The organism is Lysinibacillus composti (genome assembly GCF_016908465.1).
Classification (GTDB): domain Bacteria; phylum Bacillota; class Bacilli; order Bacillales_A; family Planococcaceae; genus Ureibacillus; species Ureibacillus composti_A.
Map to the genome: position 1 here is coordinate 106,020 of NZ_JAFBDY010000007.1, position 22,990 is coordinate 129,009.

The window sequence follows — 22,990 nt, forward strand, 5'->3', positions numbered from 1 at the left end:
ACTTTTGCTTGGAGGAAACAAAGTGGAACTGTATACAAATTTACGAGCCGGGGAAAAAGGTGCATGGCTTTCAATTGGTACATATTTAATTTTGAGTTCACTGAAACTAATCATTGGATATATTGGGGCATCAGAAGCTTTAAAAGCTGATGGATTAAACAATACAACAGACATTATTGCATCGATTGCTGTGCTTATCGGTTTAAGGATTTCACAACGACCACCTGATTCAAACCATCAATATGGCCATTTACGAGCTGAAACCATCGCTTCCGTTGTTGCATCTTTTATTATGATGGTGGTTGGTATTCAAGTTCTCTTTAGTTCTGTTATTAATTTATGGAACCCAGTCCGAGAAACTCCTTCAACACTGACTGCGTATGTTGCTTTAGGAAGTGCACTAATTATGTATTTGGTGTACCGATATAATTTAGCTTTAGCTAAAAAGATTAACAGTTCTGCTGTAAAAGCCGCCGCATATGATAATCGTTCAGACGCCCTTGTAAGTATTGGAACTGCCATTGGGATCTTTGGAGCAATCTTAGGCTTCCCAGTTATCGATACGATCACAGCGCTCATTGTCGGGTTAATTATTATTAAAACTGCGATTGAAATCTTTTGGGAGTCTGTTCAAACGCTAACGGACGCATTTGATATTGATGAAGCTGAGACGTTGTCAGTACTCATAAAAAAAGTAGAAGGGGTTATTGAATTAATTGATTTTAAAGGACGATCTCATGGAAATATGAGCTTTATTGATGTAACTGTCACAGTAAACCCACACTTAAATGTTTGGGAAAGTCACAAGATCACTGAAAAAATAGAATCTACAGTTAGACGGTTTAATCCATATTGTATGGTCCTTGTACATATCGAACCGTACGAAACTAGAAAGCCAATGGAAGAAGACTTTCATTTTTAACAAGTAATGTGGAGAACGTCCTTTGTAAAAAATACCGCTAACTCAACAAGCAAAAAAGGCATCTGAAGAGTTGAAGCTCCAGATGCCTTTAATTATGTTCAAACATTATTGTTGAATATTTAGCTTGTATTCCTTGATCAATTAGCGAAAGATGACCTCCCCATATTAATGGTAGTTTCAATTTATTCCGCTTCCTTCTGTTAAATTATGTTTAACAGCATATAATGCCGCTTGAGTGCGATCTTGTACTTCAAGTTTTGTAAAAATATTTGAGATATGTGTTTTAACTGTTTTTTCAGTTACAAATAAAGATGAAGCAATTTCTCGGTTACTTTTTCCTTTTGTTAACTCTGCTAATACATCCTGTTCTCTTGGTGTTAACGGACTTTTTATGTGTGGTAAGTTCTTCTCTTCTTTTTTTCGTTCTTCTAATTGAGATGTTGCGACCGGGTGCATAATATTTTCCCCATTCATAATTCTTCTTATTGAATTTACTAAATCATCTGGTTCAATATCTTTTAATTGATAGCCTGCTGCCCCCGCTTCAATTGCAGGTAATACGTGGTCTTTATCTGAAAAACTAGTTAACATTAAAACCGCTACATTTGGCCATTTTGCCTTTATTTTTTTGGTCGCTTGAATACCATCCATTTCAGGCATTACAAGATCCATTAAGACAATATCAGGTTGCAAATTTTCAACAAGCAAAACGGCTTCAACGCCATTTTTTGCTTCTCCTACTACCTCGATATCTTTTTGTGTTTTCAAAAAGAACAGCAGCCCTCTTCTCACAACATGGTGATCATCCGCAATTAATACTCGAATCATCTTCATCCCCCCTAATATGGCAAACGGATTAATAATTCCGTACCCTTTCCTATTTCACTTACCCAATCTGCTGTACCACCAATCGCAACCGCGCGATCACGAATTGATTGTAAGCCAATTGATGGAATCGTAACATCAGGGTCAATAGCAAAGCCTCTGCCCTCATCTTTAATAACAAGTAAAATATCTGTTGATGTAACCGTCATATAAATAACTGCTTCTTGTACACCTGCATGTTTTCTTACATTATTTAGCGCTTCTTGGGCAATCCGATATAAAGTTTCCTCCACTCGAGATGGAAATTGTAAAACGCCAGAAACATTAACCGTTAACTTAATGCCCAACATTTCAGAATAAGCTTTAATGGCATCTATAATTCCACTTTCTAATCCCTTAGGCCTTAATTGCCAAATAAGAGCTCTCATTTCTGTTAATGCTTCTTGGGTAAGTTGTTGTATTTCTTTAAACGTTTCCTTAATTTCTTGCCCTTCACTCATTTCAATCCCTGCTCGTGCAGTTAACGTAACAGAAAATAATAATTGATTAACGGAATCATGAAGGTCCCGAGCCAGACGATTACGTTCATTTAATAAAGCCATTTCCTGTTCTTGTTTTGTTAAATGGATTCGTTTGATTGCAGAACCCATCTGAAAAGCGACAGATTCAAGAAGTTCTAACTCTTCATCAGAGAAACTTTCAATATGTGGTGAAGCAACATTTAATAGACCGAATCGTTCTCCCCCAGATTGTAAAGGAACAGTGGCGTGGTGCGTGATTCCATCCGTATCCCCTACATTTGCCTCAATTGCACTCTCCAATCGTTGACATTCAATAATATTGGACGCTTTTTTTAACTGATCATTTCGAAAGCGAGAAACACACCAACATCCTCCATTTTTCAAGTACTGACAACCATTAAATTCAAGTGCATCTGGTAATTTTTCATGAACTACTAGCTCAGACTTCCCTTTCTTATTAATAAAAAAAATCCAACCTGTACTAAAATTCGTTCCATTTAAAAATTTACATAATGCACCCTTTAACATCGGAACCATTTCCGTTTCTTCATTAAGAAGTTCTGCAATTTCTTTTAAAATTGTTATATTCGAATGATCGTTCATTGCCATTCCGATTCCTCTATTCAAAAATTTAATATTGTTTTTATCATATCATTTGTGCCTAGCCAAACGCATTTGTTCGGTTCTCATACTTTAGATTGAAATTTACTTTTACTAACAGTTATTGGAATAAAATTGTAATTTTAATAGATTTATATATGTTGTATAATACTTACATGTTATATGTTACTAGGGGGGAAGAAACAATGCAGACTGTGTTTACATCAAGCTCCAGCGCTTACCGACTTGCTTATGAAACGATTCGAAATCAAATATTAGGTGGCGAACTAGATGGCGGCACGAAACTAGTGGAAGAAAGACTTGCAGAAGATATTGGTGTTAGTCGCACACCAATTCGTGAAGCTATACGACATTTGGAACAAGAAGGACTAATCAGAAATAAACGCGTATACAAACCAACAAAAGAAGATTTAATTCATGCATTTGAATTTAGATCATTGATAGAATGTTACGCTATTCAACAAGCAGCCAAAAACATGTCAGTAGAAAAGTTAGAAGAACTCAAACTAGCGCTAGACGATTCCCAAAAAGGAGAAACGGCTCACATAGTTGCCGCGAACAAACGCTTCCACAATATTATTTTATCTGAGTGTAATAACCCAGTGTTGATTCGTACTTCCGAACAAATGGATTCTACTATACATATAGCTAGCCAAAAGTTAGTACAAAATAAACGACCTTTATTATATGAGGAACATAGACAGTTATATCATGCTATAAAAGACAGAGATGAAAGCTTAGCTGCTGAACTAATGAAAAAGCACTTAAATAATGATTTAAGCTTCATGCTACAGTTAATTGAATAAAACATGTGAAAGACTACCTTAAGGGCGAAAATGAAAACGCTTTATATAGTAGTCTTTTATTCTTTTATTCGTGCTGTGGACCAAATCAATTTCATTTACTTCTATTTATGAACCATCTATAATCAAAACAACGAGAGAAAATCTTTTTAGGAGATAAAAAATGAATAAAAAACTTGAGAATAGTTTACTATTTATATGGCTCACATCACTAGTAGCAACACTAGGTTCCCTCTACTTTTCTGAAATACGCCAATATGAACCTTGCGAATTGTGTTGGTATCAACGTATTTTAATGTATCCGATTTTGCTTTTAACTACCGTAGCATACATACAAAAAAATGTAAGAATCGCCGTGACAACAGCAGTATTCTCGTGTATTGGTGGAGCTATTTCCCTATATCATTATGGTATTCAAAAACTTGACTTCTTATCTGAGTCAGCACCTGCTTGCGGACGAGTACCATGTACAGGTCAATATATTAACTGGTTTGGCTTTATTACTATTCCATTTTTAGCATTAACTGCATTCATTTTAATTGCTATTACGAGTTTTTATATGATTAAACAAATAAAGGAGGAAAAGTAATTTGAAAAAACTTGGAATTATTGGTGGAGTTGTCATTGTTTTATTTATAGTAATTATTTTATTAACAAATCTTTCAAACAAAGATAAATTAGAAAATAATCCATACGGAACGAATAATTTACGTCAATCTACTATTGATTTATTAGATGATGAAAATTACCAAAATATAATATTACCGGATGCACTAGAAGAAAAGATTGCTTCGGGAGAACCGGTAACGGCTTATTTATTTAGTCCTGAATGCCCTCACTGTAAAAATATGACGCCGAAATTAATGCCGATTGCAGACGAAATGGGTGTAGAAATTGACCAGTTAAACATTCTAGAATATCAAGCTGGCTGGGATGACTACAATGTAGAAGCAACACCTACTTTAATCCACTTTAAAGACGGCAAAGAAGTGAATCGTTTAGTGGGCGATGCACCAGAAGAAACAATCCGTCAGTTTTTCAATGAAGTTGTTTTAAAATAATTGTAATAAGTAAATCGTGTTCTTAAGGAGCACGATTTTTTTATGGAGGATCGATCTAACATGTTTCAATACGAAATTATACAAAACGGATTAACCGTTGAAGATTTACTACGCAATAATTGGCGTTTAGGAAAGAAGCTAGTTCATGAGTTAAGGATGGCAAAGGCTGTCACTTTAAAGGATGGTACACCAGTTTTATGGAAGGACAGGCTTGAAAAAGGAACAATTCTTCAATTTAGATTTGATATTCCCGAGTCTAGCTATATTCCCACTGAAAAATGTGAAGTAACGATTCAATATGAAGATGATCATTGTTTAATTGTTTCCAAACCTAAAGGGATGTCAACTCACCCTAATGATGAGTGGGATCGCGATACTTGCATGAACCACGTAATGGCACATATCCAATCCAATGGTGGGCATTACGCAGAGCATGTTCACCGTTTAGATCGCGGTACAAAAGGATTACTACTTGTAGCAAAGCATCCAATTGCAAAATCGATATTTGATCGAATGATTGAAGAGAAAACAATAATTCGAACGTATCAAGCGGAAGTGCAAGGAAATATTCGAGAAACAAGTGGAACGATTAAAGAACCCATTGGAAAAGACCGACACCACGCAACACGTCGAGTTGTTTCAGCATCAGGCCAACATGCTGTCACTCATTTTGAAGTAGTAAAACGATTTAAAAATACTTGTGTAGTACGCCTAATTCTTGAAACAGGTCGTACACATCAAATCCGTGTTCATATGTCTTATATTGGTCATCCCATCGTAGGAGACACGATGTATAATGCACGTGAAACGGCATCTGGCGATTACGAATTACATGCAATTCAACTCGAATTCGACCATCCGTTTCTAAATGAAAGAATTATTGTAGAGGATCAATAAAAAAACCAATAGAAAAGACTCAGGTGGTTGAGTTAAAACCTCCTGAGTCTATTTTATTAAAAGTTGAAGTTATCTGGATCTGAACCTGTGCGGTGGAATGTATTTAAAGCTGTAATAGTTGCAACTTCTTCATTCGTTAATGCAAAATCAAAGACATTCAAGTTTTCTTTAATACGTTCTGGTGTGACAGATTTAGGAATTGCAATATTACCAATGTCTAAGTGCCATCTTAAAACGATTTGTGCTGCGCTTTTATTATATTTCTCTACTAATTTTTTAATCACAGGATGTGTAAAGACAATACCTGTGCCAAGTGGAGCCCAAGCTGTTACTGCAATATTATTAGCTGAGCAGAACTCACGTAACGCATTTTGCGATAATGAAGGATGACATTCGATTTGATTTACCATTGGTTTCACATTTGCCACTTCAAATACTTCTTTTAAATGATGCTCGTGGTGATTTGAAACACCTGGTACACGAATTAATTTCTCTTCATATAGACGTTCAATTGCTTTATATGTGTCAGCTAACGTTGGCTTTGGCCAATGTGTTAAATATAAATCAACATAATCTAGTCCTAATTTCTTTAATGATGTCTCAAAGGCACGCAATGTGTTATCAAAGCCTTGATCGGCATTCCAAACTTTTGTTGTAATGAAAAGCTCTTCACGAGGAACTCCCGAATCTTTAATAGCTTTTCCAACTGCTTCTTCATTTTCGTAAATTGCTGCTGTATCAATTGCACGATATCCTGCATTTAATGCTTCAATTACCCCTTGGTATGCTACATCGTGTTCTTTCATTCGAAAAACGCCGTAACCTAGACGAGGCATTTCTACTCCATTTGCTAAAGTGATTGTTTTAGAAATTGTCATTCAAATCTCCCCTTTACCCTATTTATTTAAAAATCAAAATGGAAATTGTCCGGATTTTGACCGAAACGTTGATTTTTGTTTAAGTTATTTAATTGTGTAATCTGTTCGTCGGAAAGTTCAAAATCAAAAATTTGCATGTTTTCCTCGATGCGATTTGGTGTTACAGATTTAGGAATAGAAATGATGTCATGTTGGTAATGCCAACGTAACACAACCTGTGCTGCTGTTTTGCCAATCGCATTTGCAATGTTTACAATTGTCTCATCTTGTAACACTCCACCTCTACCTAGAGGGGACCATGCAGTTACGGCTATATCGTTTTCAGTACAGAAACTGCGTAACTCTTGTTGTGATAAGTAAGGATGTAATTCAATTTGATCTACCATTGGTTTAACGTTTGCTTTCGCAAAGATTTTTTCCAAGTGATGTTGATGGTGATTTGAAACGCCAGGTACTCGAATTAGCTTCTCTTCATATAGACGTTCAATTGCGCGATACGTATCCACTAATTTATCTTCAACAGGCCAGTGTGTTAAATATAAATCGAGATACTCCAAACCTAATTTTTTTAAAGAAGTTTCAAAAGCTCTTAAAGTTAAATCGTAGCCTTGGTCTTTATTCCATACTTTTGTCGTAACAAAAATCTCTTCTCTTGGAACACCTGATTCACGTATAGCAATTCCGACTTCCTCTTCATTTCCATATAAAGCAGCAGTATCAATAGCTCTATATCCAACTTCAAGTGCTTTTTTCATCGCTTGAATGGATTCTTCACGGTCAGTCATTTTAAAAACGCCTAAACCTAAATAAGGCATCTCAACTCCATTAGCCAATTTTTTAGTTGGAATGATTGTCATAGAATTCCCTCCTCTATCAAATACCTTTATTATACATTTCGCTTTCATATAATTGTAATGAAATTACTCGGGATTTGAATAATTTATTAACTATTAGCTAGATTTCAGCCTGCAAAAATTACTTTTAAATAGATTCTAATGATTCTCGTTATAAAAGCCATGTTCTACAAATATATTGCTTTAAGTCTTTGTGATTTCACAACCATGTTAGTTAAGAATTCTTAAAGATTAGGAGATGGTCTATATGATGATGGAAACCCCTCTATTATTAACAAGTTTTTTAAAACGTGCTGAAAGATATTATCCTGAGAAGCTAATAATTTCAAGAACAAGTGCACAAAAAACGCATAGAATTCCATATAAAGATTATGTAAAAAGAACTCGAAAGCTTGCCGATGCTCTAACAAAACTTGGCATGACACGTGGTACAAAAGTTGGTTCTTTCGCTTGGAATCACCACCGACATTTAGAAGCGTATTTTGCTGTGCCTTGTGCGGGTGCAATCCTTCATATGATTAACATCCGATTATCTCCTGAACATATTATCTATGTTATTAACCATGCAGAAGATGAAATTTTACTAATTGATGGAGACCTATTCCCTTTATTTGAAAAGGCTATTCCTTATTTAAAAACGGTAAAACATATCATTGTGATGCAAGACGACTTCACTGTTCCATCATCAAGTTTCCCTAATGTTTACTCTTATGAACAACTACTTTCAGAAGCATCCGATGAATACGAATTTCCGGAAGACTTAGATGAAAATAGTCCCGCAGGTATGTGTTATACAAGTGCAACTACTGGAATGCCAAAAGGTGTCACCTATACACATCGAAGCTTAGTCTTGCATAGCCTTACCCTTGGCTTATCGGATACACTTGGTCTGTGTGAAAAAGATGTGATCATGCCGGTAGTCCCTATGTTCCATGTCAATGCATGGGGAATGCCTTTTGCAGCAGTAAACTTTGGAACAACTCAAGTATTACCAGGTCCAATGTTTACCCCAGCTCTTCTGTTAGATTTGATTGAGCAAGAGAAAGTAACGACTACTGCTGGAGTACCGACAATTTGGTTAGGAGTTGTTCAAGAACAAGAAAAGAATCCCCGTGACCTATCATCACTGCGATCCATTGTTTGTGGAGGATCTGCTTCACCAAAAGGGTTGATTAAAACATTTGAAGAAAAATATAACATTCCCTTTATTGTTGGCTATGGCATGACTGAGACAAGTCCTATTGTCAGCCTTTCAAACTACACAACAGCTATGGAAGATTGGACCGCTGAAGAGAAAATTAACATTCGTGCAACACAAGGGTTAACTGTCCCACTATTAGAAACGGAAGTAGTGAATGAACAAGGAGAAGTACCTTGGGATGGTGCAACTATGGGGGAACTTCGCATTCGCGGACCTTGGATTGCTAACGAATATTATAATGATGAACGAACAGCTGAGGCATTTAAAGATGGCTGGCTTTATACAGGTGATATCGCAGTTGTAACACCAGAAGGCTATATTAAAATTACAGACCGTACAAAGGATTTAATCAAAAGTGGTGGTGAATGGATTTCATCAGTCGATTTAGAAAATGCCCTAATGACACATGAAGCTGTATTTGAAGCGGCAGTTATCGCCATCCCTCATGAAAAATGGCAAGAACGTCCATTGGCATGTGTTGTTTTAAAAGAAGGTTTAAAAGTCACAAAAGAAGAGTTAATAAGCTATTTAGAAAATCAATTTGCTAAATGGTGGTTACCAGATGATGTGGTGTTTTTAAAAGAGATCCCAAAAACTTCAGTTGGTAAATTCCTAAAAGCCCGTCTGCGTGAAGATTTAAAAAATTATCAAGTCAATTCCTAATAGAAACGCCGTATTCAAAAGAACATTAATTGAATACGGCGTTTTCTTAATTTCGATTACGATAATTATATTTCTCTTCATTATCATTGTCCGCTTCATCGAATTGAATTGGGTCTGGGAAGCGCATATCCTCTTCAAGTTCTGACCCATCACGCATGCGTTCCATTTGCTTCCCTAGAAAAATTAAATCTCCCATATTATTGGTCATATATCCACTTGGTTCTTGTTGTTTATCATTACCCATAGTTTCATCAACCTCCTAAATATATTATCTCCGAGTAATGAGATTTGAACCGTCACTTAGGATATTTTAATGTAGTAAACTGGAAATAGTTGAGCTATACTAAGATGAGAGATTTTTTATAACATGAGGAGGACTCTTCCATGAGCTTAATCTTAATTCTTATGGTTTGTATTTCATTCCTAGTTGCTATTTTCACAGCTGGTTATGAAGGCGACTATACAGAAAAATAATCTCGCTAAAGCATTACGAACAAAAAGGCAGCCGTTTATGGCTGCCTTTTTGTATGTAATAAAACTTTCCGGGAAAAATATACTGCTTGACATATGCCGTTATACAAAATAGACTAAGTTACATAAAGTAAGTATATTGTAAAAAATAACTTCGTGGAGGAATAAATACAATGACTACTCATTTTCATAAAAAACCAAATATGTATGTTTCTCATGTTCAAATAAAAGTTTCAAATTTAGAACGTTCAATTGAATATTACAAAACAATTATTGGCTTTGAAGTACTTGAACAAACGGATAAAACAGCTTACCTAACTTTTGACGGTTCAACAAGTATTCTTTCTATAGAGGAAGTTCCAAATGCACAACCATTACGCGGTGGTCAAACTGGACTTTACCACTTTGCCATTTTACTGCCGGAACGAAAAGATTTAGGAAACTTTATTGAACATTTAATTGATAAAAATGTTCGCGTTGGAGCTGGTGATCACCACGTTAGTGAAGCTTTCTATTTAAACGATCCAGATGGTAACGGAATTGAAGTATATATTGACCGCCCTGAAGAAAACTGGATTTGGTTCGATAATGGTATGGTTCATATGACAACTGAACAAGTAAATGTACAATCTGTTCTTGCAGAAGCAGATGGTACATGGAATGGTCTACCAAATGGTACTGTAATGGGACATATCCACTTATCTGTTGCAGATTTAGCAGAAACTGAAAAATTCTATACTCAAGCTTTAGGTTATGAGGTGGTTACTCGATATGGCGGCCAAGCATTATTCATTTCAACAGGTAAATACCATCACCACATCGGTTTAAACACTTGGAATAGCGCAGGTGGTACTCCAGTTCCTGAAAACGGTGTTGGCTTAAAATCATTTACGGTCGTTTTAGATAACGAACAACAAGCTGAAAAAATTAAAGCTAACTTAGCTGATATGGGGGCAAAAGTAGAACCTTTCAATGGCGCTCCAACTCACGGAGGCAATCAAGCATTCTCTACTGTTGACCCTTCAGGTATTCGAATCGTCTTTACTTTTGATGGTGAATAAGATTCTTTAGCTTGCGATTTGATGTTTGGGGAGATATTGTCACAAGTTGGGGCGATACTTTCACAAATTGGTGTGATTTTGTCACAAGCTGGGCCGATTCTTTCACAAATAAGGAGGATCACTTCATATAGTTAGCAAAATCATAAAAGCATCTTTACTCAAATTTTTGAGCAAAGATGCTTTTATTTATTTCAAACCTGGGTAATTTTGTTGTCTCAATGCTTCATAAATCACAATCGCCGCGGTATTTGATAAATTCAATGAACGCACTTTATCGCTTTGTGGAATACGTAAACATTTGTCACGACGCTCATAAGCAAAGTCTTTAGGTAAACCTGTCGTTTCCTTCCCAAACATAAAGTAAATATCTTTTTCTTGATCACTAAAATCATGTGTTGTATAAGGTTCATCACTATATGTTTCGATTAAATAGAGATCGCCATCTTTAGCATAGTCGAGAAAATCCTCTAAACTATCGTGATAGAAAATATTTACGTCATTCCAATAATCTAATCCCGCGCGTTTCAGCATTTTATCATCCGTAGAAAATCCCAGAGGACGGATTAAATGTAATGCGGTATTTGTTCCAGCACAAGTTCGTGCAATATTCCCTGTATTCGCAGGAATTTCTGGTTGGTATAAAACAATATGCAATGGCAAAACTAGACACTTCCCTTAATTCATTTTTGCATTTTTTATAATTCTTCAACTAACTGACAAACATAAAACTAACTGACCACTTAGAAAACTTAAAGAGTCTAATTAGGATTTATAAGTGCAGCTTAGCTTGATGAAATCCCTTATAGTGTTCAGACTCCTAATTATGGTCTTCATCGACTTGATGAAAACCTTTGCTACGGTTCGGTATTCCAGTTTTGGTCTTCATCGGCTTGATGAAGACCTTTTCTCTGATTCCGGTTCCTGATTTTGGTCTTCATCGGCTTGATTAAGACTTTTTTTGATCAGTTCAACAGCTTTTCGTCCGCATAGTCACTTGTTTCGTCCGTTCACGAGTTGATTTCGTCCGCTTAGCTGCCCGTTCCGTCCTTTCAGCCACATATTTCGTCCGCTCACGAGCTAATTTCCGCTCAGCTCCTCATTTCATCTGTTCAAGACTTAATCAACAAAAGCCCTTTTTCAATCTCCTTTAGTACCTCTACGTCCTTTTCTTTTTCAAGAGCCGTGCGTAATGCTTGTTCAGCTAAGGGTCCGCCGATTTTCCCTACTGCCCAGGCAGCAGTTCCTCGGATGACAGGGCGCTCATCTTTTTTCATTAACTCGACTAAATCTGGTACTGCATCTTGTTCCTTAAAGTGGGCCAACGCAATAATGGCATTACGCTGAATGGGTTTCTTCCCTCTCCAAGATCCAGACATTGGACCAAATTTTGATTTAAACTCTTTATTTGAAATGTTTAATAATGGCTTCAATAAAGGTTTTGCTAATTCTGGATCAGGTTTGAATTCATCGTGAATCCAGTTAAACTTTCTTTTATTTTTAGGACACACGGTTTGGCATGTATCACACCCGTAAATACGGTTACCGATTTCCCCACGAAATTCATCTGGCATAAAATCTTTTGTTTGCGTTAAAAAGGCAACGCAGTGTTGGGCATTTAGTTGCCCTGGCTGAACTAATGCACCTGTTGGGCAAACATCTAAGCAAAGTGTACAGTCGCCACATTCATTTTCGATTGGCTCATCTGGTTCAAACGGTATATTTGTAATCAACTCACCTAAATAGACATAAGATCCGAATTCAGGTGTAATAATTGAACAATTCTTTCCACTCCAACCGATTCCCGCACGTTCTGCAACTGCTCGGTCCACAAGTTCACCTGTATCAACCATTGATTTCAGTTTAACACCAGGAACTCTTTGTTCTAACCATTCTTCAATTAACTGTAGCCGTTCACGAACCGCAACATGATAATCGATTCCCCATGAAGCGCGAGCAAAGATTCCACGCCTTTCCCCTTTTTTTCCTGTCGGCGCATTCTCCATTTTCGATGGATACGCAAGGGCTATAGCAATGATGCTTTGCGCTGAATCTAAAAGACGAAGTGGTTCCGTTCGCTTCTCTATATCTGATTCTTCAAATCCTGATTGGTAGCCTAACTCTTGTTGTCGCTTTAATCGGTTTTTTAATTCATTGAACGGTGATGCGGTTGTAAAACCAATTTTATCGACCCCAATCGATCTTGCGTATTCAATTAAGTCGGTTTGTAATTGTTGGACGTTCACCTTCGCATTCCGCTCCTTATTTTGGTAATATATAGATATTTCAATGATAATAGATTAATTTAAAAACTAGTAGGTGATCGAATTGAAACTTTCCATCAATGATTCACTCTTTAATATTAATAGCCAACTAAAAATCGGCATGATCCATTATACCAAAATTGTCGTATCAGAATCTCCTCAAATGTTAAAAGGAAGAACTCGCCTTTATCAGGAAAATTTGTTTTTTGAACTTCAGGAAAAACCAGTAACAGAAAGACCGGGTATTGCGGAATGGCGGAAAGTGTGGAAATCCTTTGGAGCCGATCCAAATCGTTATCGTCACTCTGCCGAAAGCCTCATGCGTCGTATTGCTAAACAAAATTACTTAGACCCTTTCCATACAGCAGTCGATCTAAATAATTTCTTTTCCTTACAATACGAGATTCCAATTGGGGTTTACGACGTCAACCAGATTCAAGGGGATGTTGTGCTAACTTTAGGTGAGGAAGAAACAGGTTATGAAGGATTGAATGGGCGATTCAACTCATTAAAAAACATTTTATGTAGTGTAGATGATTTAGGTCCATTTGGTAGTCCCTTTGTTGATTCTAAACGCACCGCAGTAACAGAACTGACAACGAAAGCTTTACAAATTTTTTATTTACATCCTTCTTTAGATGAAGATGAGTGCCAAAAACTACTAGTATCTGCAGGAAAAATGTTTAGTCAAGTCAGTGGCGGTGACTATGAAACAGCATTACTCTCTGTAAACAATCCAATGATTTCAGTTCAAAGGGGCGAATAAGATGAAAACAATTCCACTTGCAGAAGCTGTAAAACTAAAAAGTATATTAACAAAGAAAATTTCAGAGTTAATAAAAGAAATTCACTTAGTGTCAAATGCAGTTGTTGAAAAAGGGAAAGATCCTAAGCCGTCTGGAAGAAAGTTAACTGAAGTCGAAGCTGAACTTGCGCAAGTGAGAAAGGATTCTAGAACTTTGGACAAACTAATCTATCGTGCTAATATAGATTATACACTCACATTTAAAGATGAAGAGCTTGCAATAGTTGAAGCAATTGAATTAGCAAGTCAACTTCGTGCAGAGGCAAGTCTTTGTAAAGATCTTGGAATGGCTGAAAAAGAAACACTTTATCATAGCACTGGCGATAGTGTAATTTTTTATAAAATGGCCATGTACGACCCTGCTGAGTATCGACATCGAGCGAACGAACTAGAAAAAGAAGCTCACCGGTTATCCAATTTAATTAACGCGAAAAATTATCAAGTCCAAGTTGAATTTGATGATTCGAGATATTTCTAGAAGTAAAATATTTTTTCCTCGGGGCGGTGAGAATCCAAACCGAGGCGTAACGGTCTGTCATGATTGTCTTTTTATATACCTATAATGGTAAACCAATCACCATTGACCAGTTACCTTGTTACCTTTCACTAATTACCAACCGTAGTAAAAGCATACAAAATGGATCAATAGTTTTTTTGAACAGACGACCGTTATGTAAAAAGGGCAACTCAAGGGGCGACCCTGAGTTTGCCCTTTTTTATTTATTGAACGCCCGGTAACAAACGAAGCCCTTTTTGATCTGCGTCTAAGATTGCTTCAACCCCTAATGGAATTGAAATATTAGGTTCACAATGCCCAATCATAAAGCCTGCCACTGCTGGTTTTCTAAGTGGTTTTAAATATTCATCAAATAGTCTCAACACATCTTCATTGCTTGTACCATCTTCTAGATTTGCAAAGTTGCCAATGACAAATCCAGCAGCATCATCTAACTTACGAGCAAGGCGCAGTTGATTTAACATGCCATCAATATTTTCTAATGACTCGCCTACATCTTCGAACAATAAAATTTTCCCTTTTGCATTAAGCTCAAATTTTGTACCTAGAGTGCTAACTAGACGTTGTAAGTTCCCGCCTGTTACTTCCCCACGAACTGAACCTGGAACGATTGTTTGAAGGGGTGAAATGTTTTCATCATATTGAATTTCTAATGGTGTAAACAATTGTTGAAACATCTTCTTCGATAAATCTGATAGTTCTTCTTTCGTAACGGAAGATAACATTGGTCCATGGAAAGTAACAATATTTCCATATTCTGAAATAGCATTATGAAGATAAGTTACATCTGAAAAGCCCCAAAAGACTTTTGGGTTCTCTTCAAAAGACTGATAATCGATTTTATCGGCGATTCGAGCAGCCCCATAACCTCCACGAAGACAAAAGATTGCTTTTACCTCTGGGTCACGTACCATGCTATGTAAATCGTTTAAGCGTTCTTCATCTGTACCTGCTAAATAGTTTCCTGTTAACCCCACAGATTGACCAACTTTATAGTTTAAACCTAATTCCTTTAGTAGTGCTAATTTTCCAGGTAACTTTTCCATTGCTAAAGGGCTACTTAACGTAACAACCCCTACTGTATCCCCTACTCGTAAACGGTTAGGACGAATTTTCATTTTGGTATTCCTCCATTCAGTATTAATGATGATTGTATCATATCGAATTATTATACTTTCAAAATATGGTTGAAGATTTTAAAGTTTTGTAGCTATAATTGTTTTATTATTTTGAATTTAAGGAGTCCTGTTTTATGAAATTTCCACCATTTGTCTTACTAATCATCGCGACCTTACTCTGGGGAGGAAATTTTGTTATTGGACGCGCGGTGACAGGGGAAATCCCCCCCTTTACCCTAGCATTCTTGAGATGGTGTCTTGCCTTTTTTGTGTTTCTTCCAATTTGTTATAAGCAATTAAAACGAGATTGGCAACAGATTAAAGCACATTGGCCGATTGTTTTGGTTCTTGCGTTAACTGGGGTTGCTGCATTTAACACCCTAGTCTATATAGGTGTATATTCTACCACTTCCATTAATGCCTCATTAATGAATTCAACAACACCAATCTTTATCTACATCCTATCATTTATCTTTTTAAAAGAACGTCTAACAAAATATCAAATTATAGGCACCGCCATATCTTTAATTGGGGTAATATTTATTCTTTCTGGTGGTTCATTAGAAAGTATTCAACACTTTCACTTTAATAAAGGAGACTTGATTGTTCTATTAGCCGTATTTTGTTGGAGTATTTATTCACTACTAGTCAAGCAATATAGTGATCGACTACCGGGGTACTCTACCTTTTTAGTAACTATTGCAATCGGAGCCATTATGTTATTACCCTTCACTTTCTATGAATGGTCCACATTATCAGGACCAATCGTCTGGTCTGGTAAAACTATTGGAGCAATTTTATACGTAGGAATCTTAGCTTCTATTATTGCTTTCTTAAGCTGGAATAAAGGGGTTGTACAACTGGGGGCAAACCGCGCGAGTATTTATTTAAATTTCATCCCTGTATTTGCAACAATCTTTGCTACTTTATTCATTGGTGAAAGTCTACAATTAGCGCAAATCATTGGTGGCCTTGCTGTTATTTGTGGGGTGATCCTAACGAATCGAAAATAAGTGTATGCTAATCAGGATTGTCTACAAAGCATATTTTCGATATATTGCTACTTCATTTTCCATTATTTATGTAAAATCATTAAATTATTCAAAAAAGATTGTATTTTCCTCAGAAATTAGTATAATTTAATATAAGTTAGTTGAATCAAAGGGGAGTAGTTTTAACAATAAAGCCGTCATTTCATGGGTAAGCCCATCGGTTTTATTGGCGACTTCGTGTTGTTAACAAGACCTTTGAATTATGAACTGTTTTTTTTGGTTCATAATTCAAAGGTCTTTACTTTTTCTGAGATTTAATAATTTTATAGGAGGTTTAAAATGGATTTATCATTATTTTTACAGTATGGTTCAATTTTATTAGTACTAATCGTACTCGAAGGTTTATTATCAGCAGATAACGCCTTAGTACTAGCAGTATTAGCTAAAGGTTTACCAGAACAACAACAAAAAAAGGCACTAGATATCGGTTTAGCACTTGCCTTTGTTTTCCGAATCGGTGCGATCTTCCTAATTTCTTTCCTATTTAATGTTTGGGAAGTACAAGCGCTTGGTGCCGCTTATCTATTATTTATTGCAATCAAACACTTCCTCAAGAAAGATGATGGAGAAGTTGAAGTTAAACAAAAGAGTTTCAAAGGCGCTGTTCTTCAAATCGCATTTGCGGATATTGCCTTTGCGATTGACTCAATTTTAGCTGCTGTGGCACTAGTTATTGCTTTACCGGCTACAAGCTTCGGTCATATTGGTGGAATGGATACTGCACAATTTATTATCATTGTATTAGGCGCACTTGCTGGATTAATTGTCATCCGCTTCGCTTCACAATTATTCATCAAACTATTAACTGAACGTCCAAGTCTAGAATCAGCTGCTATGTTAATTGTAGGTTGGGTAGGGGTAAAACTCGTTATGCATACACTTGCTCATGAAGCACTGCAAATCATTCCTCATAGTTTCGTAGAAGGTCCAATCTGGAATACAATCTTCTGGGTTGTTATGATTGGTATTGCTGTAGGTGGCTGGTTTGCATCAGGTAAGAAGAAAACAACAGAAGAATCAAGCCAATCATAAGTTAGCCAACTTTAACTAACTTATTTAACTAACACATACAAATGTTCACTACAAGGACATTTGTATGTGTTTTTTATTGTACTAATAATTTCTACAAAATGACTCAATTTATTAAGACTGTTCTTGTTCTGTATTTTCAACTATTATGTTAAAGATCCGCGAAAACATTAGGATCACTGCAAGATGAAGGATAGATAATGGTCTTTAAATTCCGATATATTCCGTATATAAAATATCGAGTGCAAAATAAATTTTACCGATAATATGTATTTGTAAAGGAGGGACATGAATGTTACAAGAATTCAATAATCTAATGGACTACATTGAAACACATCTGACGGAAGAAATCTCCGGAAAAGATATATCAAAAATTGTAGGACTATCTGATTATCATTTCAAAAGAATGTTTTCGTATATGGCTGGAATGTCACTGAATGAGTATATCAAAAACAGAAGATTATCCGTTGCAAATGTTGAATTAATTAACGGGGCAAAAGTGACAGATATTGCCTATAAATATGGATATCAATCAATAGAAGGATTTTCGAGGGCATTTCGTGAATGGTGTGGTTTTTTACCTTCAGAAGTAGCGAAGAACAAAATTCAAAAGTCATTTCCCAAGTTTACATTCTTTATAGATATACGAGGAGGAAAATCCATGGAATTTAAAATTGAAAGAAAAGAAAAGTTTAATATAGTCGGGGTATCGAAAAGAGTACCAATTCAATTTGAAGGTGTAAATCATGAAATTTTAGAACTTGCCCAGTCAATTACCGAACAACAAAGAAATGGTATGCATCAATTAGCCGATCTATATCCTCATCAGGTTTTGAATGTATCCTTTGATTTTGATGAAGGTTTCTTGGAGGAAAAAGGCTATTTAACTCATATGATTGGTTTTGCAACATCTAAAGAAAATCCATTCGATGATTTAAAGCAAATTACTATTGAAGAAAGTCTATGGGCTATCTTCCCTAACCAAGGGCCATTTCCTACTACACTTCAAGAAACAACTGCAAAAATTTATTCTGAATGGTTGCCTTCTTCAAATTATGAATTAATAGATCTACCTGGAATTTCCTTTACAAATCATAATGGTCCCTCAGAAAATGTATATAGCGAAATTTGGATTCCAGTAAAAGAAAAAAAATAGTTAGCGATAAATTCCAATGATTCATAGAAATGTTATTCTGTTAAACTTTTCATTTACATTAATAGACCAGTTAGGAAAAACCTTACTGGTCTTTTTAAAATTGATATAAGGCATTCTATTATGTATAATGCCTCCGATAGTTTTGGCTTCAACTTAATACATAAACGTCAGCTAATTATTGAACTGTTATGTTATCAAAAGGGATTGATTCACCATTCACTTGAACGTCTATTGCATGGTGTTTCGTATCTGTTGTTAAGTAGAATGTGTTTTGCTTTTCAACGTCATTTACTTGATTAGTTACATTAAACTTTATTATTAAAGTATCCCCTTTTGTTTCTATATCAGTTTCAACATCGCCACGTGAATAAAACACAATATAATATCCTTTTCCTCCATCAGTAATTGATTGAAGTTTTAAATTGGGATCAACTGCTTGTTGCACATTTTTAGGTATCTTTTCAATTTCCTTAAAACTCAATGTTGAAGAATTACAAGCCGCTAAAATCGAGATTAACAAAAACACTAATAAAAGTATTTTCTTCAATATATATCTCCCCCTTCTAACAGTTTTCCTATTTTTATTACCTATATCCAATTTTGTTCCCTTCCACTTTAAGATGCTTTATGTACTTTACTAAATTTAGGTGATCGAAATTTTTGACTCTCTGTTTTGGAACTATATATTGATATTTTACTTTTTATTTATGAAATTTTAATCAAAATCATTTCTATGCCCTTTTTAAAGAATATGCTTACTTGCCTGTAAGTACCCTATCTTAACGAATGAGAAATTTTTAACTTTTTTGATCTGCGTCCATTGAAATGTAGCTTTTCTAAAAAGTGTACTAAAATCAAAAATTAATTGCTCATGAATCTCATGTGTTAACCATATATTGATTTTGTAATTTAGAATGTGCATAAAAAGAGGAGGAAATATATATCGTGCAGACAAAAGAAGTGCGTTTACGACGGATTCAACATCTCGCTCATGAAATCATGGATGAAATTAATTTAAGTGAAGAACAAAGACAATCTGAGGAATCAAGGATTATAATTGATAATCTCTCCCGTGCAATTGGTGAATTTGCAGATCCATCAGGTTATTATTCGCTGGACTATATTGAAGAAAAAGTCGAAAATGCCCATCGTCAGTTAATTAGAAACCCCAAAAAAATCAAATTTCACCTCTAACATTTTAGAATATCCTGGCTAACCAACTAATATATAACCCCGTTTTTTATAGAGATAAAAAATATTCGATAAATTTGAATGAAAATGATAGTTATTATCAATACTATAAATAATAAAAGGTAACCAAATTTGGTTACCTAGAGAAAAATTAATGCTCTGGTTTAAACGTTTTACAATCTGTTTCTTCACTATTAGATGCTTGTTCACCTTTATTACTTACTACATAAATAGTATCTGCATTACATTTGTTTCCAGAACCCCAATACGTACAGTTATTTACTTCACAAAGAACATCTTGAGCCATAGTATCACACCTCCTTTATTGTTATCATTGACAATTTTGAGGAGGTTGATACTTTTTTTACCTAAAGATCAAAATATAATTTAACATCCCAAATTAGTTGATGGAGTCTTTTTACGAAGTGTTTCAAAAAAACTTACTAAACATTTACCACCTATTCATTTAGAATTACGTATTTCAAAATCATTGATAGCAATAAAAAGCCAAGCGTTAGTGAAAGAAGGAGATCTTGGCTACCCCCTTATTTTCGTTACCTTCCACCACTTACATTAATAATCTCCCCTAATATGTAATTTGAAGCATCGGAAGAAAGGAAAGCAATTACCTCTGCTATTTCCATTGGTGATGCTGCCCGTTTAATAGGTACCGATGAAACCATGCGCTCAAGACGATTATCGTTTGGAGCAAATTTCTCATGGAATGGCGTTTCTACCATTCCTGGTGCCACTCCATTCACAATAATTCCATATTCAATTAACTCTCTGGACATACCAATGGTCAATGTATTTACTGCTCCTTTAGTAGATGCATAGTGAATACTTTCTCCCGCACCTCCAATTCGAGCTGCTGCGGAAGATACATTGATGATTTTGCCATTTTTCTTAGGAATCATATGTTTTAATACGGCTTGAGAACATAAAAGAACACTATTTACATTTAATCGAAACGTTTCCTCCCACAGTTCTTCACTCATATCCATAAAGCTGCTTTGACGGATTCCACCTCCAGCATTATTAACGAGAACATCAATCGTATTAAATGAGGAAATAGCTTGATCGACCATTGATTTCACTTCCTCTTTTTTCGTAACATCAGCTTGAATCGCTATCACTTCTCCGCCTTTTTCTCGAATAAGTTTGACAGCCTCCATTGCTCCTTTTTCATTGGAATGAAAATTAATAATAACTTTCGCTCCTCTAGATGCCACTAAATTGGCTGTAGCAAGCCCAATCCCTGAACTTGCTCCAGTAATAAGAATCACTTTGCCTAACAAGCTTTGCATAGGCCTTCCTCCTGAAAAGTTTGATTGTAATAAGTTTTCTACCATTTAAGTCCAAACCCTTTTGTTGAAGAATTTTTTTAAAAAATTAGATTCTCAACAATCATGCTTTCAAAGGATTAAATAGATCATCGTGAAACTAAAATAGGCAGACACCCAACATATAGGCCTAAAAATAATAAAGAAGATGACTAAAGTTTTTTAATCATCTCCTTAAAAGTTATGTATTAATTTCCGAATACTTATACTTATTTCCAAAATATTGGATATACTCGATCGCTTTGTAAATTATTAACGATAAGTGCCATTAATACAATTAGTACTGTTCCTAGTAATATAGGCATAAATAAAAAGCTCCAGCTATGAGCTCCTAATATGACAATAATCGGATTTCCTCCTGCAGGTGGATGCGTTGTTTTAGTAAGCATCATTGCTGCAACCGCTAAGCCTACTGCTAATGCGATTGTCCACGGCTCATTTCCAAATAAATGATACATAATTAGGCCAACTAGCGAAGAAATCACATGCCCTCCAATTATATTTCTTGGTTGGGACAACGGTGAATTCCAGACTCCAAAAGCTAATGTACAGCTTGCCCCAAACGGCGCAATTAGCCAGTTTGTTGACGTATTTGTAGTTAAGCTGATCAGTATAAGGAGTGTAATAAACCCACCAATAAATGCTGCTATCACATCCTTCATGTTTACCTGTAGTGGATTTTCTGCTTGCCCCTTCATTTTAGAAAGAAATACTAAAATGAAGGGGCTTTTTTCTTTTGGAATCGTTTTTAAAACTTTGGTTAAAATAGTAGACACATCCTTTCTAGTTTATTTTCGATATTATTTGAATAATCAATTAATTATACAAAACTTCATTTCAATTATGCTAGATATTTTTTTATGAACCGTAGTTTTTATAATCACTTTATCGTGTACATGTGATTCTATTGCTCCATAAGCTAAGGCGAAATGCGTTTTCTTTTCGTATATAGTAAAACTTTTTCATAAACATCTAATGTGACCTTCTAACCGTACATTTATTCATTTTTTATAGATTATAGTTTTTTTTTTACAAATGATATGCTATTATTGGACCAGTGACCGAATTCGATTTATAGTCAGTCGAGGTGAAAAAATGAATAAAAAAAATGATATTTTAGAAGCAGCTACTAGGTCTTTTTCGATGTTTGGCTACAAGGCAACTACAATTGAACAAGTAGCAAAACTTGCAAAAGTCGGAAAAGGTACAGTTTATAATTTTTATGATAATAAGGAGCAACTGTTAAAAGAAGCCGTTCTATTAATGATTGATGACATGAAAAAAGAAACTGAAAACAACTTTGATCCTTCTATTAGTTTTATGGAAAATGTTCATCAATCCATTGTTCGACTATTAAACTATCGTGAGCAACATTTATTATTTGCAAAATTATTAGAAGAGGAACGGCAGCTACAAACACCAGAAGTAATCGAGATGATTTCGTCAATTAATCGAGAAATTGTTATGTATATATCCGAAAAATTAGGCTTAGCTGTTGAGCGAGGAGAAATTCGTCCATGTAACGTAGAGGTTGTTGCCTTCGTATTTTTAAAATCGTATTTAGCATTGGTTGTAGATTGGCAAACAACTTATTCTGAACCTTTAACACAACAAGAAATTGCAGAAGTAATCCAACAGACAATTATAAGTGGTTTATCGAAATAAGTTGCGTTAACTAATTTTTTTTAAGTTGAAATGACCAAAAAACGATTTTGGTCATAGCGGTTTTATTGAGAAATA

The 22,990-nt window shown here is 35.4% G+C and carries 26 protein-coding genes; 14 read left to right on the forward strand and 12 right to left on the reverse strand.

What is annotated here, in order from left to right:
* The first annotated feature begins 22 nt into the window (after nucleotides 1-22).
* Nucleotides 23-922, forward strand: coding sequence for a cation diffusion facilitator family transporter (locus tag JOD29_RS09725; protein WP_124764425.1), 900 nt, complete (start codon nucleotides 23-25; stop codon nucleotides 920-922).
* 177 nt (nucleotides 923-1,099) lie between these two features.
* On the opposite strand, the gene JOD29_RS09730 is transcribed toward JOD29_RS09725, so the two are convergent.
* Nucleotides 1,100-1,750: a response regulator transcription factor gene (locus JOD29_RS09730; protein ID WP_124764427.1), complete on the reverse strand. Its 651-nt coding sequence runs from the start codon at nucleotides 1,748-1,750 to the stop codon at nucleotides 1,100-1,102.
* 11 nt (nucleotides 1,751-1,761) lie between these two features.
* On the reverse strand, nucleotides 1,762-2,877 hold the full coding sequence (locus JOD29_RS09735; protein WP_124764429.1) for a GAF domain-containing sensor histidine kinase: 1,116 nt from the start codon (nucleotides 2,875-2,877) through the stop codon (nucleotides 1,762-1,764).
* Nucleotides 2,878-3,074: 197 nt separating this feature from the next.
* Here JOD29_RS09735 and JOD29_RS09740 point away from each other — a divergent pair, with 197 nt between their 5' ends.
* The 4 genes from JOD29_RS09740 (at nucleotide 3,075) to JOD29_RS09755 (ending at nucleotide 5,650) form a co-directional block, all read left to right on the forward strand.
* Nucleotides 3,075-3,695 carry a GntR family transcriptional regulator gene (locus JOD29_RS09740; protein WP_158610554.1) on the forward strand — a complete coding sequence of 207 codons (621 nt, stop codon included), beginning with the start codon at nucleotides 3,075-3,077 and terminating at the stop codon, nucleotides 3,693-3,695.
* 160 nt (nucleotides 3,696-3,855) lie between these two features.
* Entirely contained in the window at nucleotides 3,856-4,281 is a 426-nt protein-coding gene (locus tag JOD29_RS09745) for a disulfide formation protein C (RefSeq protein WP_124764433.1), read from the forward strand.
* A gap of 1 nt (nucleotide 4,282) precedes the next feature.
* Complete coding sequence (locus JOD29_RS09750; RefSeq protein ID WP_124764435.1) at nucleotides 4,283-4,753, forward strand: thioredoxin family protein; 471 nt, start codon at nucleotides 4,283-4,285, stop codon at nucleotides 4,751-4,753.
* A 60-nt stretch (nucleotides 4,754-4,813) separates the two neighbouring features.
* Nucleotides 4,814-5,650, forward strand: a complete 837-nt coding sequence (locus tag JOD29_RS09755) for an RluA family pseudouridine synthase (RefSeq protein WP_124764437.1) — start codon at nucleotides 4,814-4,816, stop codon at nucleotides 5,648-5,650.
* 56 nt (nucleotides 5,651-5,706) lie between these two features.
* Here JOD29_RS09755 and JOD29_RS09760 read toward each other — a convergent pair whose 3' ends face one another.
* Both JOD29_RS09760 and JOD29_RS09765 read right to left on the reverse strand, forming a co-directional pair.
* Complete coding sequence (locus JOD29_RS09760; protein WP_124764439.1) at nucleotides 5,707-6,528, reverse strand: aldo/keto reductase; 822 nt, start codon at nucleotides 6,526-6,528, stop codon at nucleotides 5,707-5,709.
* 26 nt (nucleotides 6,529-6,554) lie between these two features.
* On the reverse strand, nucleotides 6,555-7,385 hold the full coding sequence (locus JOD29_RS09765) for an aldo/keto reductase (protein WP_124764441.1): 831 nt from the start codon (nucleotides 7,383-7,385) through the stop codon (nucleotides 6,555-6,557).
* Nucleotides 7,386-7,632: 247 nt separating this feature from the next.
* Here JOD29_RS09765 and JOD29_RS09770 point away from each other — a divergent pair, with 247 nt between their 5' ends.
* Nucleotides 7,633-9,246, forward strand: coding sequence for a long-chain fatty acid--CoA ligase (locus JOD29_RS09770; RefSeq protein WP_124764585.1), 1,614 nt, complete (start codon nucleotides 7,633-7,635; stop codon nucleotides 9,244-9,246).
* Between the two features lie 46 nt (nucleotides 9,247-9,292).
* Here JOD29_RS09770 and JOD29_RS09775 read toward each other — a convergent pair whose 3' ends face one another.
* Nucleotides 9,293-9,490, reverse strand: a complete 198-nt coding sequence (locus tag JOD29_RS09775) for a hypothetical protein (protein WP_124764443.1) — start codon at nucleotides 9,488-9,490, stop codon at nucleotides 9,293-9,295.
* 400 nt (nucleotides 9,491-9,890) lie between these two features.
* Here JOD29_RS09775 and JOD29_RS09780 point away from each other — a divergent pair, with 400 nt between their 5' ends.
* Entirely contained in the window at nucleotides 9,891-10,778 is an 888-nt protein-coding gene (locus JOD29_RS09780; protein WP_124764445.1) for a VOC family protein, read from the forward strand.
* Nucleotides 10,779-10,964: 186 nt separating this feature from the next.
* Here JOD29_RS09780 and trmL read toward each other — a convergent pair whose 3' ends face one another.
* Together trmL and queG are read right to left on the reverse strand one after the other, a co-directional pair.
* Nucleotides 10,965-11,438, reverse strand: a complete 474-nt coding sequence (gene trmL / locus JOD29_RS09785; protein WP_124764447.1) for a tRNA (uridine(34)/cytosine(34)/5-carboxymethylaminomethyluridine(34)-2'-O)-methyltransferase TrmL — start codon at nucleotides 11,436-11,438, stop codon at nucleotides 10,965-10,967.
* Nucleotides 11,439-11,887: 449 nt separating this feature from the next.
* A complete protein-coding gene (gene queG / locus JOD29_RS09790) occupies nucleotides 11,888-13,021 on the reverse strand; it encodes a tRNA epoxyqueuosine(34) reductase QueG (RefSeq protein WP_124764449.1) in 1,134 nt (377 codons plus the stop codon).
* An 82-nt stretch (nucleotides 13,022-13,103) separates the two neighbouring features.
* Between queG and JOD29_RS09795 the strand changes: the two genes are divergently transcribed.
* On the forward strand, nucleotides 13,104-13,805 hold the full coding sequence (locus tag JOD29_RS09795) for a B3/B4 domain-containing protein (RefSeq protein WP_124764451.1): 702 nt from the start codon (nucleotides 13,104-13,106) through the stop codon (nucleotides 13,803-13,805).
* 1 nt (nucleotide 13,806) lies between these two features.
* Nucleotides 13,807-14,322, forward strand: a complete 516-nt coding sequence (locus JOD29_RS09800; RefSeq protein ID WP_124764453.1) for a DIP1984 family protein — start codon at nucleotides 13,807-13,809, stop codon at nucleotides 14,320-14,322.
* A 242-nt stretch (nucleotides 14,323-14,564) separates the two neighbouring features.
* Here the strand turns inward: JOD29_RS09800 and JOD29_RS09805 are convergent, their stop codons facing one another.
* Nucleotides 14,565-15,479 carry a S66 peptidase family protein gene (locus tag JOD29_RS09805; protein ID WP_124764455.1) on the reverse strand — a complete coding sequence of 305 codons (915 nt, stop codon included), beginning with the start codon at nucleotides 15,477-15,479 and terminating at the stop codon, nucleotides 14,565-14,567.
* 134 nt (nucleotides 15,480-15,613) lie between these two features.
* Between JOD29_RS09805 and JOD29_RS09810 the strand changes: the two genes are divergently transcribed.
* From JOD29_RS09810 to JOD29_RS09820, 3 genes are all read left to right on the forward strand, one after another.
* Entirely contained in the window at nucleotides 15,614-16,492 is an 879-nt protein-coding gene (locus tag JOD29_RS09810; RefSeq protein WP_124764457.1) for a DMT family transporter, read from the forward strand.
* Nucleotides 16,493-16,810: 318 nt separating this feature from the next.
* Nucleotides 16,811-17,563, forward strand: a complete 753-nt coding sequence (locus JOD29_RS09815; protein WP_124764459.1) for a TerC family protein — start codon at nucleotides 16,811-16,813, stop codon at nucleotides 17,561-17,563.
* A 289-nt stretch (nucleotides 17,564-17,852) separates the two neighbouring features.
* The gene (locus JOD29_RS09820; RefSeq protein ID WP_124764461.1) at nucleotides 17,853-18,716 is read left to right on the forward strand and encodes an AraC family transcriptional regulator; all 864 of its coding nucleotides are present in this window, start codon (nucleotides 17,853-17,855) and stop codon (nucleotides 18,714-18,716) included.
* Nucleotides 18,717-18,891: 175 nt separating this feature from the next.
* On the opposite strand, the gene JOD29_RS09825 is transcribed toward JOD29_RS09820, so the two are convergent.
* Entirely contained in the window at nucleotides 18,892-19,263 is a 372-nt protein-coding gene (locus tag JOD29_RS09825; RefSeq protein WP_124764463.1) for a peptidylprolyl isomerase, read from the reverse strand.
* 398 nt (nucleotides 19,264-19,661) lie between these two features.
* Here JOD29_RS09825 and JOD29_RS09830 point away from each other — a divergent pair, with 398 nt between their 5' ends.
* Nucleotides 19,662-19,910, forward strand: coding sequence for a hypothetical protein (locus JOD29_RS09830; RefSeq protein WP_124764465.1), 249 nt, complete (start codon nucleotides 19,662-19,664; stop codon nucleotides 19,908-19,910).
* 148 nt (nucleotides 19,911-20,058) lie between these two features.
* Here the strand turns inward: JOD29_RS09830 and JOD29_RS09835 are convergent, their stop codons facing one another.
* From JOD29_RS09835 to JOD29_RS09845, 3 genes are all read right to left on the reverse strand, one after another.
* A complete protein-coding gene (locus tag JOD29_RS09835) occupies nucleotides 20,059-20,214 on the reverse strand; it encodes a DUF1540 domain-containing protein (RefSeq protein ID WP_124764467.1) in 156 nt (51 codons plus the stop codon).
* Between the two features lie 247 nt (nucleotides 20,215-20,461).
* Nucleotides 20,462-21,214 (reverse strand): SDR family NAD(P)-dependent oxidoreductase, encoded by a 753-nt coding sequence (locus JOD29_RS09840; protein WP_124764469.1) that lies wholly within the window; start codon nucleotides 21,212-21,214, stop codon nucleotides 20,462-20,464.
* 245 nt (nucleotides 21,215-21,459) lie between these two features.
* On the reverse strand, nucleotides 21,460-21,948 hold the full coding sequence (locus JOD29_RS09845) for an HPP family protein (RefSeq protein ID WP_124764471.1): 489 nt from the start codon (nucleotides 21,946-21,948) through the stop codon (nucleotides 21,460-21,462).
* Nucleotides 21,949-22,345: 397 nt separating this feature from the next.
* Here JOD29_RS09845 and JOD29_RS09850 point away from each other — a divergent pair, with 397 nt between their 5' ends.
* Nucleotides 22,346-22,915, forward strand: coding sequence for a TetR/AcrR family transcriptional regulator (locus tag JOD29_RS09850; protein ID WP_124764473.1), 570 nt, complete (start codon nucleotides 22,346-22,348; stop codon nucleotides 22,913-22,915).
* The last annotated feature ends 75 nt before the right edge of the window (nucleotides 22,916-22,990 follow it).